The organism is Pseudomonas sp. JH-2, from assembly GCF_036231725.1.
GTDB classification, from domain to species: Bacteria; Pseudomonadota; Gammaproteobacteria; order Pseudomonadales; family Pseudomonadaceae; genus Pseudomonas; species Pseudomonas delhiensis.
Genome location: NZ_JAZAQP010000004.1, coordinates 1 through 12,666 on the forward strand (window position 1 = coordinate 1; position 12,666 = coordinate 12,666).

Genomic DNA, 12,666 nt, shown 5'->3' on the forward strand with positions numbered 1-12,666 from the left:
CAGGCAGCCGGAATGACCATGGGAAAACCGTTACCCATGTGTCCCGACAAGCGTTACCTATGTGTCCCGGCAGAACACAGGCTCAACCCATCCTACGAAAGCATCTCGGTATGGCCTGCAAGACAGTCGCTCCTAAGGTTCAAGGGAAGCACGGATGTAGGAGCGGGCCCTGCCCGCGAATCGCGCGCTGGGCGCGCTCCTACAGGGGAATGGCATGGCTCGGCCAGCGTAGGAGCGGACTCCGTCCGCGATCCGCCGGAAACGGCGGATAACGCCGTAGGCGTTATGCGCCCTACGGCCTTCAGCCCCGCCCTTGCGCCGCCTTGCGCACCGCCTTGGGAATCTGGATCACCACGCTCTCCGAGTAGCGGTCGTGCCAGGTGCGCCTGTCCTTGTCCCAGAGCATCCACAGGAAGCCCAGCCCGCCGCAGGCCCAGGAGCCGATGGCGATCATGAAGCGCAGCAGCGCCTGCATCAGGCTGATCGGGGTGCCGTCGGCGTTCTGCACGCGCACGCCCCAGACCTGCATGCCGAGGGTCTGGCCCTTGTGCGTCCAGAACTTGGCGAAGAAGGCGAACAGGCTGACGAACAGCAGGCTGGACAGCAGCGGGTCGCCGACCAGCCCGCCCTGGTCGGCGAGCTGCCGGAGCTTCTCGCCGCCCAGCAGCAGGCGCAGCAGCACCTGCTGGTAGAGCAGGGTGACCACCATCAGCAGGGCAACGCACAGCAGGAAGTCGTAGAACATGGCCGCGAAGCGGCGCAGCAGGGGCGCGGGGGGGAAATTCCCCTCCGGCTGGAGTCGGGCTTTGGGCATGGCGTCGTTCGGCGCTCGGGGCAGGGACGAGGCGGGGATTATACGACCTTTGGCGGATCGCCACCGAGGCCAGGGTGCCGCAGGCGGAATGATCTACGCTGGTTTCAGGTGCCCGCTCAGGCTGCTCGCCGAGCCCGATGACAGCGGCGGCGCCGGGGATGACACGGATGCCTGGATCGAGCAAAGTCCGGCGCCTGCTCTGGCGCCTGTGCATTTCCCTGCTGGTCGCCCTGCTGCCGCTGCTGCTGGGCGGCGTGATCATCTATTGGCAGACCCAGGTCGGCCTCCGGCGCGAGGCGGGGCACGCCGCCAGCGAGGCGCTGCACCTGATCGACGTGATGCTCGCCAATGCCGCCGGCTCGGCGCGGGCCACACTCGCTTACGCCGCAGGGCCCTGCTCCGCGGCCGAGCTGGTACTGCGCGAACAGGTCGCCACCGTACCCTTCGTGCGCTCGGTCAACCTGGTGCGGGACGACAGGGTGTTCTGCACCTCGCTGTTCGGCGCTTTCGACGAGCCGGTGGACGTCGCCGCTTTCGTCGACGGGCGCCTCAACCTGCTGCCCGGCAATGCGGTGACGCCGGACTTCGCGCTGATCGTGTACCGCCTGGCCGAGGGCCGCGATGGCGTGCTGGCGGCAGTGGACGGGCGCTACCTGAGCAACGTGCTGCAACTGGTGGACCAGCGCAGCGACCTGGTGATCCAGGTCGGCCCGCGCTGGATGGACGAGGCGGGCGAGGTGCACGAGGGCACGCCCGACGCCTTCCCCCTGGCCGAGACGCGGCAGGCCTCGACGCGCTTTCCCTACCGGGTGGTCGGCGGCTTTCCGGCCGGCGCCCAGTGGCGGACCATGGGGATCGACTACTGGCCGCTGTTCGCCATGCTGGCGGTGCTCGGCGGGCTGTTCGGCATTGGCTGCTACTGGTTGCTGGGGCGCGCGGCGACGCCCACCCGCGAGATCGAGCGGGCGATGTATGCCGGCGAGTTCGTGCCCTTCCTCCAGCCGCTGGTGGAGGCCACCGGCGGCCGCTGGATCGGCGCCGAGGTGCTGATGCGCTGGCGCCACCCGCGCGCGGGGCTGGTCAGCCCGGACATCTTCATCCCCCTGGCGGAGCAGAGCGGCCTGATCGTGCCCATGACCCGTTCCCTGCTGCAGCAGCTGGCGGCCGTGCTGCCGAAGCATTCGCAGCTGCTGGGCGAGGGCTTCCACCTCGGCGTCAACGTCAGCGCCGTAAACCTGCGCAGCGGCAGCCTGTTCGGCGATTGCCTGGATTTCCTCGGCGCCTTTCCGGTGGGCTCGGTGACACTGATGCTGGAGCTGACCGAGCGTGAACTGATCGGCAGCGATGCGCACACCGACGAACTGCTCGGGCACCTGCGCGAGCTGGGGGTGAACCTGGCGATAGACGACTTCGGCACTGGCCATTCCAGCCTCGCCTACCTGCGCCGCTTCCACGTGGACGCGCTGAAGATCGACAAGAGCTTCGTCGCCACCGTCGACGACGACAGCCGTTCCCGGCATATCCTCGACAGCATTCTCGACCTCTGTGGCCGCCTGGACCTGCAGGTCATCGCCGAAGGCATCGAGACGCCGGCGCAGCGCGACTACCTGGCGGCCCGCGGCGTGCCCTGCCTGCAGGGCTACCTGTTCGGCCGGCCGATGCCGCTGGCGGAGTTCGTCGCCGAGCTGGCGCGCCGTGCCCGCCCGGGCGCCTAGCGGACGCCGGCTGGCTTCCGTCGAACGACGGCGCCCGCAGGGGGCGCCGTCGCCAGCACATGGGCGATCAGACGTAGGCCTGGGCGCGGCGCTTGCCGCGGGGTAGGCGGGCCTTGCCGGAGAGGGCGCTCAGGCGGGCCTGCCAGGCTTGCCAGGCGGCGCCGCTGGCGGGCTGTGCCGCTGCGCGGGCGGGCTGCCGGCTCTTCGGCGCCGCAGCCGGTGCGGGCTTCGCGACGGCCGGGGCGGCACCCGCGGTGTCCTGCGCCTGGGTGAAGGCGTTGGTGCGGCGGCAGGCCTTGCAACTGACCTGCGCGACGACCTGCGAGCCCGCCACGTTCGGGTCGCTGCGCCCGCAAGCGGCCTGGCTGGTGCCAATCAGGAAGTGAGTGACCATGTGGACCTCCTAGTCAGAAAAGGGGCGGCATTATTCCACAGGGTTCCCGGCGTACCAGCGCGGCCGGTCGTTTTCGGAAGAACGTCCGAATCAGCCGTGCTGCACCCCGGCACGCTTGAACAACTGCCTGCAGCGCTCGGACAGGTGCACCACGCGCAGGTGCTTGCCGGCCCTGGCGTAGCGTTCGCGCAGGGTCTTCAGCGCAGCGATGGCCGAGTAGTCGACGAAGCTCAGGTGGCGGCAGTCCAGGGTGACCTGCGGCGGGTCGCCGGCCGTGTCGAACTGCTCCAGGAAGGGCGTGGTGGAGGCGAAGAACAGCGTGCCGTGGATGCGGTAGAGCTTGCTGCCGTCGGCTTCCAGGTGGCTGTCGGCGTACAGCTCGCGGGCGTGCTTCCAGGCGAAGTCCAGGGCGGCCACGACTATGCCGCAGAGTACGGCGGTGGCCAGGTCGGTGAAGACGGTGATGACGGTCACCACGGCGATCACCAGCACGTCGCTCGCCGGCACCTTGCCCAGCACCCGCAACGAGGCCCAGGCGAAGGTCTGCTGGGCGACCACGAACATCACCCCCACCAGCGCCGCCAGCGGGATGCGCTCGATCAGCGGGGAGAGGAACAGCACGAAGAGCAGGATCATCACCCCGGCGACCACCCCGGACAGCCGGCCGCGGCCGCCGGAGCCCAGGTTGATCACGGTCTGGCCGATCATGGCGCAGCCGCCCATGCCGCCGAACGCCCCGGAGACCATGTTGGCCGCGCCCAGGGCCACGCACTCGCGGTCCGGGTAGCCGCGGCTCTGGGTGATCTCGTCGGTGAGGTTGAGCGTCAGCAGGGTTTCCAGCAGGCCGACCAGCGCCATGAGGATGGCGTAGGGCGCGATGATCCGCAGCGTCTCCAGGTTCCACGGCACCTGCGGCAGGGCGAAGGCGGGCAGGCCCCCGGCGATGTGCGCCATGTCGCCGAGGGTGCGCGTGGGCAGCCCGAGCAGGTACACCAGCAGGCCGACGCCGAGGATCGCCACCAGCGCCGGCGGCACCGCGCGGGTCAGCTTCGGCAGTAGGTAGACGATGGCCATGGTCAGCGCCACCAGGCCCAGCATCAGGTACAGCGGCGCCCCGCCGAGCCAGGCCCCGCCACTCTTGAAGTGCTCCAGCTGGGCCAGGGCGATGATGATCGCCAGGCCGTTGACGAAGCCCAGCATCACCGGGTGCGGCACCATGCGCACCAGCTTGCCCAGGCGCAGCAGGCCGAAGGCGATCATCACCAGCCCGCCGAGCAGCACCGTGGCCAGCAGGTACTGCACGCCGTGCTGCACCACCAGCGCCACTATCACCACCGCCATGGAGCCGGCCGCACCGGACACCATGCCCGGCCGGCCGCCGAACAGCGCGGTGAGGGTGCAGATGAAGAAAGCGCCGTACAGGCCCATCAGCGGGTTGAGGTGCGCCACCAGGGCGAAGGCGATGCACTCGGGCACCAGGGCGAAGGACGTGGTGAGGCCGGCCAGGATGTCGGCACGCAGACGGGCGGGTTTCATGGCGTTCCTGAAGTTGGACCGGTGTGGGCGGTCGCGGGGCAAGGCGGAAAAAGGAGGCGAATGGTACGGAATCACGGATGCGGGAGCCAGTCGGAAAGGATGCCGGCGCGCTCTGCCGGTAACCGGAAACCAGCTATTCATGGCTTTCGGAATTCATCGCCAGCTTGCGCGGCAAGCTACCCGAAGCAGCCTGATACAAGCCCGTAGCGCCGAGGCTTTTCGTTTCTGGCCTCCAGCATTAACCTGTGCGGCTCTGCTCCGCAGGGCGAGCCATCGGCTGATGGGCTCCACCTGCAGGACATCCGCCATGAGCAGAAGCCGACGCAAGACGCCCATCTGCGGCATCACCACCGCGGCCAGCGAACGTTTCGATAAACAGACCTGGCACCGCTCCTTCCGCAAGGCCGAGCGGCAACGCCTGGCCAGCGACCCCTTCTCCGAGCCCCATCACTTCCGCGAGTTCTGCAACGACTGGTTGATGCACAAGGACGGCAAGTACTACTGGGGGCCCGAGCACTCCGGCGCCAAATGGCTCCGCAAGTAGCTGTTCACGCCGCTTCCACGGTGATGCTGAGACGCTTGCCGAGCGCGCCCAGGGCGAGCTCCAGCTGATCCATCTTCGAGGTGTGCAGGAAGTCCACGAGGCGGTCGCCCTGGGTCTGGGCCACGCCCAGCAGCCGGCACAGGTCGGCCTTGCGCATGCCGCGCTGCATCATCTCGTTCCACAGCGCGATCTTCGCCACGGTAACCGCGGGCAAGTGCACCACGTGCTCGCCGGCCTCCGGCGCGGAGGCGGCCGGAATGGCACGGCGCTCGTCCACGTACAGCGACAGCGTGGTTTCGATTGCATCCAGGGCCTCGCGGATCGCGTGGTCCCGGTCGTCGCCGAAGCTGTTCAGCTCCGGCAGGTCACGGCAGAACACGGCGATGCCCGGGGCGCTGTCGTCCTGCTCGAAACGGATTGGATAGTCGTACATGGCTGTCCCCTCTCAATGGGTGACGATGTCCAGTTCAGGTGGCGCCCTTAGAGCCCCAGTTGCTTGATGATCGCCTTGCGGGTCGGCTCCGGCATTTCCCTGGCGCCGTGGTCCGCAAAGGTCGTCGTCCTCCCGTTGGGTGCCGTGATCTTGAAGTGGCTGCCCTTGCCGGCTTCGAAAGTCACGCCCTGGGCTTTCAACCAACGCCTGAATTCACTGAACTTCATCACCTCGTCTCTGTTGATTGGACGAAGTCAAATTACCACATTTTTGTGGTGATAAAACGATTCTGTTGTATGGGGAGGCGGTGGGCGGCGCAGGCTTTCGAGCGGGGCTCGGATGTCGGTACGTGAAGAGGCCGATCTGGGCGATCAGCTTCCTGCGGAAGGAGGGGGAAGGCGCGGCGCTACTGGTCGCCGTGTTTCACGCCGCCAGAAACGCAAAAGCCTGCAAAATCAAGATTTCGCAGGCTCTTAGTGGTGCCCCGGGAGAGACTCGAACTCTCACTCTGTCGCCAGAAACGGATTTTGAATCCGCCGCGTCTACCATTCCGCCACCGAGGCAATGGCGCGGCAGTATAGGGAGGCCCTCGGTACCGGTCAATCCACTTGCGTGGCGATGCCAGTGCAATTCCAGTAATATAGCCGGCCCTTCGAGATATACCCCCATGCGCGTCGCCGACTTCCATTTCGATCTGCCCGAGGCCCTGATCGCCCGCCATCCGCTCGCCGAACGTCGCGCCAGCCGCCTGCTGGTGCTGGACGGACCGACGGGCGCGCTCAGTCACCGTCATTTCACCGACCTGCTGGAATACCTGCGGCCGGGCGACCTGATGGTGTTCAACAACACCCGGGTGATCCCGGCGCGGCTGTTCGGCCAGAAGGCGTCTGGCGGCAAGCTGGAGGTCCTCGTCGAGCGCGTGCTGGACAGCCGCCGCGTGCTGGCCCACGTGCGCTCGAGCAAGTCGCCCAAGCCGGGTTCGAAGATCCTCATCGACGGTGGCGCCGAGGCGCAGATGCTGCAGCGGCACGACGCGCTGTTCGAGCTGGGCTTCGCCGAGGACGTGCTGCCGTTGCTGGAGCGGGTGGGGCACATGCCGCTGCCGCCCTATATCGACCGCCCCGACGAGGACGCCGACCGCGAGCGCTACCAGACCGTCTACGCCGAGCGCGCCGGCGCCGTGGCCGCGCCCACCGCCGGGCTGCACTTCGATGAAGGGCTGCTGGCGGCTATCCGCGAGAAGGGCGTGGATACGGCCTTCGTCACCCTGCACGTGGGCGCCGGCACCTTCCAGCCGGTGCGCGTGGAGAAAATCGAAGACCACCACATGCACAGCGAGTGGCTGGAGGTCGGCCAGGACGTGGTCGATGCCGTGGCCGCCTGCCGTGCCCGTGGCGGCCGGGTGATCGCCGTCGGCACCACCAGCGTGCGTTCCCTGGAGAGCGCGGCCCGCGACGGCCAGCTCAAGCCCTTCAGCGGCGACACCGACATCTTCCTCTACCCGGGCCGGCCCTTCCATGTGGTCGATGCCCTGGTGACCAACTTCCACCTGCCCGAGTCGACCCTGCTGATGCTGGTCTCGGCCTTCGCCGGCTACCCGCAGACCATGGCCGCCTATGCCGCGGCGGTGGCGCACGAGTACCGCTTCTTCAGCTACGGCGATGCCATGTTCATCACCCGCAACCCCGCGCCGCGCGGGCCCGAGGACTGATCCCATGAGTTTCATGAAGTTCGAACTGCTGGCCACCGACGGCAAGGCCCGGCGCGGCCGCCTGAGCTTCCCCCGTGGGGTGGTCGAGACCCCGGCGTTCATGCCGGTGGGCACCTACGGCACGGTCAAGGGCATGCTGCCGCGGGACATCGAGGGCATTGGCGCGCAGATCATCCTCGGCAACACCTTCCACCTGTGGCTGCGCCCGGGCACCGAGGTGATCCGCAAGCACGGCGACCTGCACGACTTCATGCAGTGGCAGGGGCCGATCCTCACCGATTCCGGCGGCTTCCAGGTGTTCAGCCTGGGCGCCCTGCGCAAGATCAAGGAAGAGGGCGTGTACTTCGCCTCGCCGGTGGACGGCGCCAAGGTCTTCATGGGCCCCGAGGAGTCCATGGCGGTGCAGCGCGCGCTGGGTTCGGACATCGTGATGATCTTCGACGAGTGCACCCCGTACCCGGCCGAGTTCGACGTGGCCAAGCGCTCCATGGAGCTGTCGCTGCGCTGGGCGAAGCGCTCGAAGGTCGCCCATGGCGACAGCCCCTCGGCGCTGTTCGGCATCGTCCAGGGCGGCATGCACGAAGAGCTGCGCATGCGCTCGCTGGAAGGCCTGCAGGAAATCGGCTTCGACGGCCTGGCCATCGGCGGCCTGTCGGTGGGCGAGCCGAAGGAAGAGATGATTCGCGTGCTGGACTTCCTGCCGCCACGCATGCCGGCCGACAAACCCCGTTACCTGATGGGGGTGGGCAAACCCGAGGACCTCGTGGAAGGTGTGCGCCGCGGCGTCGACATGTTCGACTGCGTGATGCCCACGCGCAACGCGCGCAACGGCCATCTGTTCGTCGACACCGGGGTGATCAAGATCCGCAACGCCGTGCACAAGCACGACGAATCGCCGCTGGACCCGACCTGCGACTGCTACACCTGCAAGCACTTCTCCCGCGCCTACCTCTACCACCTGGACAAGTGTGGGGAAATGCTCGGCAGCATGCTCAATACCATCCATAACTTGCGGCATTATCAGCGGCTTATGGCTGGTTTGCGCGAGGCAATCCAACAGGGTACATTGGCCGCCTTTGTCGACGCCTTCTATGCCAAACGCGGCCTTCCGACGCCGCCGTTGGGCGATTGATCCCGATTTTCCAAAAGAATATAGAGACAGGAGTATCCGATGAGCTTTCTGATTCCCGCCGCCTACGCCGACGCCGCTGCTCCCGCGGCCGCCGCAGGCCCGATGGGCACTGGTTTTGAGTGGGTCTTCCTGGTCGGCTTCCTGGTCATCTTCTACCTGATGATCTGGCGTCCGCAGGCCAAGCGCACCAAGGAGCACAAGAATCTCCTGTCCAACCTGCAGAAAGGTGACGAAGTCGTCACTTCCGCGGGTATCGCCGGCAAGGTGCTGAAAGTCGCCGACGACTTCGTGGTCGTCGAGGTCGCCGACAACGTCGAGCTGAAGTTCCAGAAGGGCGCCATCGCCGCGACCCTGCCCAAAGGCACGCTCAAGGCCATCTGAGTCCAGGCAACAGAAAACCAATAGACGGGGCGCATGAAGCGCCCCGCGTCATAACGGGCGGTATCAATGCTCAACAAATATCCCCTGTGGAAATACCTGCTGATCCTGGCGGTGCTTGCCGTCGGCTTCATCTATTCCGCACCCAACCTCTACCCGGACGATCCGGCCGTGCAGGTCAGCGGCGCCAGCAGCGCGCTGCAGATCACCCAGGCCGACATCGACAAGGCCAGCAAGGCGCTGACCGACGCGGGCATCGCCGTCAAGGCGGGCAGCCTCGGCAAGAACAGCGGCCTGATCCGCCTGGCCAAGCAGGAAGACCAGCTTCCCGCCAAGGACATCGTGCGTCGCGCCCTGGGTGACGACTACGTGGTCGCGCTGAACCTGGCGCAGACCACCCCGAACTGGCTGCGCAACATCGCCGCCCATCCGATGAAGCTGGGCCTGGACCTGTCCGGTGGTGTGCATTTCCTCCTCGAAGTGGACATGGACAAGGCCGTGGACGCCCGCCTGAACGTCTACGAGAGCGAGATCAAGAGCGCCCTGCGCAAGGAGCGCCTGCGCTACCGCAGCCTGCCGGTGCAGGACCGCGCCATCCAGCTGGGCTTCACCGACGAGGAGTCGCTGGACAAGGCCAAGGCACTGATCGCCAAGGACTACCGCGACTTCGAGGTGACCCAGGACCAGCGCAACGACATGCAGGTGCTGCGCCTGGCCATGACCGCGGCCAAGCTCGCCGAGATCCGCGAATACTCGATCAAGCAGAACCTCACCACCGTGCGCAACCGCGTCAACGAGCTGGGCGTGTCCGAGCCGCTGGTGCAGCGCCAGGGCGCCAACCGCATCGTGGTCGAGCTGCCGGGCGTGCAGGACACCGCCGAAGCCAAGCGCATCCTCGGCAAGACCGCCAACCTGGAGTTCCGCCTGGCCGCCGAGCCCGACGCCATCAAGTCGGCCACCGAGACCTTCGAGTTCCGCGAGCCGCGCCGCCCGCCGGCGGCCCTGGAGCGCAGCGTGATCATCACCGGTGATCAGGTCACCGACGCCAGCGCCAGCTTCGACGAGAACGGTCGCCCGCAGGTGAACATCCGCCTCGACGGCCACGGCGGCGAGCTGATGAACCGCGCCACCCGCAACAACGTCGGCCGCAGCATGGCGGTGGTGTTCATCGAGCAGAAGCCGATCACCCGCTACGCCAAGCAGGTGGTCGACGGCGTCGAGCAGGAAGTCGCCGTCCCGGCCTTCAAGGAAGAGAAGAAGATCATCAGCCTGGCGACCATCCAGTCGGCCCTGGGCAACCAGTTCCGCATCACCGGCCTCGACGGCCCGGGCGAATCCTCGGAACTGGCCCTGCTGCTGCGCGCCGGCGGCCTGGCTGCGCCGATGTACTTCGCCGAGGAGCGCACCATCGGCCCGAGCCTGGGCGCCGACAACATCGCCAAGGGCATCGACGCTTCCCTGTGGGGCATGGTGTTCGTGTCGCTGTTCATCATCGTCATCTACCGCTTCTTCGGCTTGATCGCCACCGTCGCCCTGGGCTTCAACATGGTCCTGCTGGTGGCGCTGATGTCGATCCTCGGCGCGACCCTGACGCTGCCGGGCATCGCCGGTATCGTGCTGACCATGGGCATGGCGGTGGACGCCAACGTGCTGATCTTCTCGCGGATACGCGAGGAACTGGCCGGCGGCATGTCGGTGCAGCGCGCCATCCACGAAGGCTTCAACCGCGCCTTCACCGCCATCGTCGACGCCAACCTGACCTCGCTGCTGGTCGGCGGCATCCTCTACGCCATGGGCACCGGCCCGGTGAAGGGCTTCGCCGTGACCATGTCGCTCGGTATTCTCACCTCGATGTTCACGGCCATCATGGTCACCCGCGCAATGGTCAACCTGATCTTCGGCGGGCGTGACTTCAAGAAGCTGTGGATCTAAGGGGGATCATGAGATGAATATCAAGATCGGTACCATCAACTTCATGGGCGTGCGCAACATTGCGTTCGCCGCTACCCTGGTCCTCACCCTGATCGCCCTCGGCAGCTGGATCACCAAGGGCATCAACTTCGGCCTGGACTTCACCGGCGGTACGCTCATCGAGCTGAACTACCAGCAGCCGGCGGACCTGGGCAAGGTCCGCGACGAGCTGGTCAAGGCCGGCTACGCCGAGGCCGTGGTGCAGAGCTTCGGCGACACCAAGGACGTGCTGGTGCGCATGCCCAGCGAGGACCCGGAGCTGGGCAAGAAGGTCGCCGCGGCGCTGCAGGCGGCCGACACCAGCAACCCGGCCAGCCTCAAGCGCGTGGAATACGTCGGCCCGCAGGTCGGCGAGGAGCTGCGCGACCAGGGCGGCCTGGGCATGCTCCTGGCCCTGGGCGGCATCCTCATCTACGTCGGCTTCCGCTTCCAGTGGAAGTTCGCCCTGGGCGCCATCCTCTCGCTGATCCACGACGCCATCATCGTGATGGGCGTGCTGTCGTTCTTCCAGATCACCTTCGACCTCACCGTGCTCGCCGCGGTGCTGGCGGTGGTGGGCTACTCGCTGAACGACACCATCGTGATCTTCGACCGGGTGCGCGAGAACTTCCGCGTGCTGCGCAAGGCCAGCCTGATCGAGAACATCAACATCTCGACCAGCCAGACCCTGCTGCGGACCATGGCGACCTCGATCTCCACCCTGCTGGCCATCGCCGCGCTGCTGTTCTTCGCCGGCGACAACCTGTTCGGCTTCTCCATCGCCCTGTTCGTCGGCGTGCTGGCCGGTACCTACTCGTCGATCTACATCGCCGACGTGGTGCTGATCTGGCTGAAGCTGTCGGCCGAGGACCTGATCCCGCCGCAGGCCAAGGAAGTCGACGACCGCCCCTGAGGCTGTCCCGCGCTCCCTCGAAACTCCCGCCCCGGCGGGAGTTTTTCTTTGTGCGCGATGTGGCCGTGCGTCGGTATCGGGTGGCGCATCGCCAAGGAATGTCGGAACTTTCTTAAGGATTCCCTGCTCCAAGGCAAGGACAAGGGCAAGTGCCCGTATGAAAGGAAAGCCAGGAGGTCTATGTGAACAAGTCGTTGCTCATCGGTACCGTATTGGGCGCAGTCGGCGTTACGGCAGGTGGAGCGGTGGCCACGTACAGCCTGGTGGACCGCGGCCCGGAATATGCCGAGGTCGTCGCCGTCCAGCCGGTCAAGGAAACCATCAAGACCCCGCGCCAGGTGTGCAAGGACGTGGCGGTCACCCACCAGCGCCCGGTCAAGGACCAGCACCAGATCGTCGGCACCGCCATCGGCGCCATCGCCGGCGGCCTGCTGGGCAACCAGATTGGCGGCGGCAATGGCAAGAAGATCGCCACCGTGGCCGGTGCGGTCGGCGGCGGCTACGCCGGCAACAAGGTGCAGGAAGGCATGCAGGAGCGTGACACCTACACCACCACCGAAACCCGCTGCAGCACCGTGAACGACACCAGCGAGAAAGTGGTGGGCTACGACGTCAAGTACATGCTCGACGGCAAGGCCGGCCAGGTGCGCATGGATCGTGATCCGGGCAGCCAGATCCCGGTGGACAAGAGCGGTCGGCTGATCCTCAGCCAGCAGTAAGCATCGAAGCATGAGAAGGCGCCCCGCGGGGCGCCTTCTTCGTTTCCGGCAGGTAGGAGCGAGCCGTGCTCACCCGCAGCGTAGGGGCGGATCTCATCCGCGAATCGCGCCGACACCTCCGGCTATCGCGGACAAGGTCCGCTCCTACAGTGGAACACCGTGCTTCCCGATGGGTTGTAGGAGCGGGCCCTGCCCGCGATTTCGCACGCAGGGCGCGCTCCTACAGGGGAATGGTGCGGTGGGGTGGCGTAGGATCTTATCCGCGAAACGCGCCGGAACCGCCGGCTATCGCGGACAAAGTCCGCTCCTACAGGGGGATACCGTGCCTCACGGCGAACTGTAGGAGCGGGCCCTGCCCGCGATTCGCGCGCAGGGCGCGTCCAGCATGGGAATGGCGTAGGAGCGGACTCCGTCCGCGATCGGGCTC

The 12,666-nt window shown here is 66.8% G+C and carries 13 protein-coding genes and 1 tRNA gene; 8 read left to right on the top strand and 6 right to left on the bottom strand.

Annotation, left to right across the window (positions count from 1 at the left end):
- Window positions 1-301 precede the first annotated feature (301 nt).
- Window positions 302-814, bottom strand: a complete 513-nt coding sequence (locus VV867_RS03890; RefSeq protein ID WP_089389521.1) for an RDD family protein — start codon at window positions 812-814, stop codon at window positions 302-304.
- A gap of 167 nt (window positions 815-981) precedes the next feature.
- On the opposite strand from VV867_RS03890, the gene VV867_RS03895 reads away from it, so the two are divergent.
- On the top strand, window positions 982-2,529 hold the full coding sequence (locus tag VV867_RS03895) for a cyclic diguanylate phosphodiesterase (protein ID WP_328565676.1): 1,548 nt from the start codon (window positions 982-984) through the stop codon (window positions 2,527-2,529).
- A gap of 67 nt (window positions 2,530-2,596) precedes the next feature.
- Here VV867_RS03895 and VV867_RS03900 read toward each other — a convergent pair whose 3' ends face one another.
- Together VV867_RS03900 and VV867_RS03905 are read right to left on the bottom strand one after the other, a co-directional pair.
- Window positions 2,597-2,923 (bottom strand): hypothetical protein, encoded by a 327-nt coding sequence (locus VV867_RS03900; RefSeq protein ID WP_328565677.1) that lies wholly within the window; start codon window positions 2,921-2,923, stop codon window positions 2,597-2,599.
- A 90-nt stretch (window positions 2,924-3,013) separates the two neighbouring features.
- A complete protein-coding gene (locus VV867_RS03905) occupies window positions 3,014-4,459 on the bottom strand; it encodes a SulP family inorganic anion transporter (protein WP_328565678.1) in 1,446 nt (481 codons plus the stop codon).
- 307 nt (window positions 4,460-4,766) lie between these two features.
- Between VV867_RS03905 and VV867_RS03910 the strand changes: the two genes are divergently transcribed.
- Complete coding sequence (locus tag VV867_RS03910; RefSeq protein ID WP_109933681.1) at window positions 4,767-5,003, top strand: hypothetical protein; 237 nt, start codon at window positions 4,767-4,769, stop codon at window positions 5,001-5,003.
- A gap of 4 nt (window positions 5,004-5,007) precedes the next feature.
- Here VV867_RS03910 and VV867_RS03915 read toward each other — a convergent pair whose 3' ends face one another.
- The 3 genes from VV867_RS03915 to VV867_RS03925 all read right to left on the bottom strand — a co-directional run bounded on the left by VV867_RS03915 (window position 5,008) and on the right by VV867_RS03925 (window position 5,999).
- Window positions 5,008-5,436, bottom strand: coding sequence for a type II toxin-antitoxin system HicB family antitoxin (locus VV867_RS03915; protein WP_109933682.1), 429 nt, complete (start codon window positions 5,434-5,436; stop codon window positions 5,008-5,010).
- 47 nt (window positions 5,437-5,483) lie between these two features.
- Window positions 5,484-5,663: a type II toxin-antitoxin system HicA family toxin gene (locus VV867_RS03920; RefSeq protein WP_109933683.1), complete on the bottom strand. Its 180-nt coding sequence runs from the start codon at window positions 5,661-5,663 to the stop codon at window positions 5,484-5,486.
- Window positions 5,664-5,913: 250 nt separating this feature from the next.
- A tRNA-Leu gene (locus VV867_RS03925) sits at window positions 5,914-5,999 on the bottom strand.
- 104 nt (window positions 6,000-6,103) lie between these two features.
- On the opposite strand from VV867_RS03925, the gene queA reads away from it, so the two are divergent.
- The 6 genes from queA (at window position 6,104) to VV867_RS03955 (ending at window position 12,239) form a co-directional block, all read left to right on the top strand.
- Window positions 6,104-7,147, top strand: coding sequence for a tRNA preQ1(34) S-adenosylmethionine ribosyltransferase-isomerase QueA (queA, locus tag VV867_RS03930; protein ID WP_328565679.1), 1,044 nt, complete (start codon window positions 6,104-6,106; stop codon window positions 7,145-7,147).
- Window positions 7,148-7,160: 13 nt separating this feature from the next.
- On the top strand, window positions 7,161-8,279 hold the full coding sequence (gene tgt, locus VV867_RS03935) for a tRNA guanosine(34) transglycosylase Tgt (protein ID WP_275630421.1): 1,119 nt from the start codon (window positions 7,161-7,163) through the stop codon (window positions 8,277-8,279).
- A 39-nt stretch (window positions 8,280-8,318) separates the two neighbouring features.
- Complete coding sequence (gene yajC, locus VV867_RS03940; RefSeq protein WP_109933685.1) at window positions 8,319-8,660, top strand: preprotein translocase subunit YajC; 342 nt, start codon at window positions 8,319-8,321, stop codon at window positions 8,658-8,660.
- Between the two features lie 66 nt (window positions 8,661-8,726).
- Complete coding sequence (gene secD, locus VV867_RS03945; protein ID WP_109933686.1) at window positions 8,727-10,589, top strand: protein translocase subunit SecD; 1,863 nt, start codon at window positions 8,727-8,729, stop codon at window positions 10,587-10,589.
- 13 nt (window positions 10,590-10,602) lie between these two features.
- Window positions 10,603-11,520, top strand: coding sequence for a protein translocase subunit SecF (gene secF / locus VV867_RS03950; protein ID WP_089389514.1), 918 nt, complete (start codon window positions 10,603-10,605; stop codon window positions 11,518-11,520).
- Window positions 11,521-11,702: 182 nt separating this feature from the next.
- Window positions 11,703-12,239, top strand: coding sequence for a glycine zipper 2TM domain-containing protein (locus VV867_RS03955; RefSeq protein ID WP_009616158.1), 537 nt, complete (start codon window positions 11,703-11,705; stop codon window positions 12,237-12,239).
- Window positions 12,240-12,666 lie beyond the last annotated feature (427 nt).

Bases quoted from the DNA above. Each gene is read 5' to 3' on its own strand.
- VV867_RS03890 (WP_089389521.1), bottom strand. From the start codon at position 814: ATGCCCAAAGCCCGACTCCAGCCGGAGGGGAATTTCCCCCCCGCGCCC.
- VV867_RS03895 (WP_328565676.1), top strand. From the start codon at position 982: ATGCCTGGATCGAGCAAAGTCCGGCGCCTGCTCTGGCGCCTGTGCATT.
- VV867_RS03900 (WP_328565677.1), bottom strand. From the start codon at position 2,923: ATGGTCACTCACTTCCTGATTGGCACCAGCCAGGCCGCTTGCGGGCGC.
- VV867_RS03905 (WP_328565678.1), bottom strand. From the start codon at position 4,459: ATGAAACCCGCCCGTCTGCGTGCCGACATCCTGGCCGGCCTCACCACG.
- VV867_RS03910 (WP_109933681.1), top strand. From the start codon at position 4,767: ATGAGCAGAAGCCGACGCAAGACGCCCATCTGCGGCATCACCACCGCG.
- VV867_RS03915 (WP_109933682.1), bottom strand. From the start codon at position 5,436: ATGTACGACTATCCAATCCGTTTCGAGCAGGACGACAGCGCCCCGGGC.
- VV867_RS03920 (WP_109933683.1), bottom strand. From the start codon at position 5,663: ATGAAGTTCAGTGAATTCAGGCGTTGGTTGAAAGCCCAGGGCGTGACT.
- queA (WP_328565679.1), top strand. From the start codon at position 6,104: ATGCGCGTCGCCGACTTCCATTTCGATCTGCCCGAGGCCCTGATCGCC.
- tgt (WP_275630421.1), top strand. From the start codon at position 7,161: ATGAAGTTCGAACTGCTGGCCACCGACGGCAAGGCCCGGCGCGGCCGC.
- yajC (WP_109933685.1), top strand. From the start codon at position 8,319: ATGAGCTTTCTGATTCCCGCCGCCTACGCCGACGCCGCTGCTCCCGCG.
- secD (WP_109933686.1), top strand. From the start codon at position 8,727: ATGCTCAACAAATATCCCCTGTGGAAATACCTGCTGATCCTGGCGGTG.
- secF (WP_089389514.1), top strand. From the start codon at position 10,603: ATGAATATCAAGATCGGTACCATCAACTTCATGGGCGTGCGCAACATT.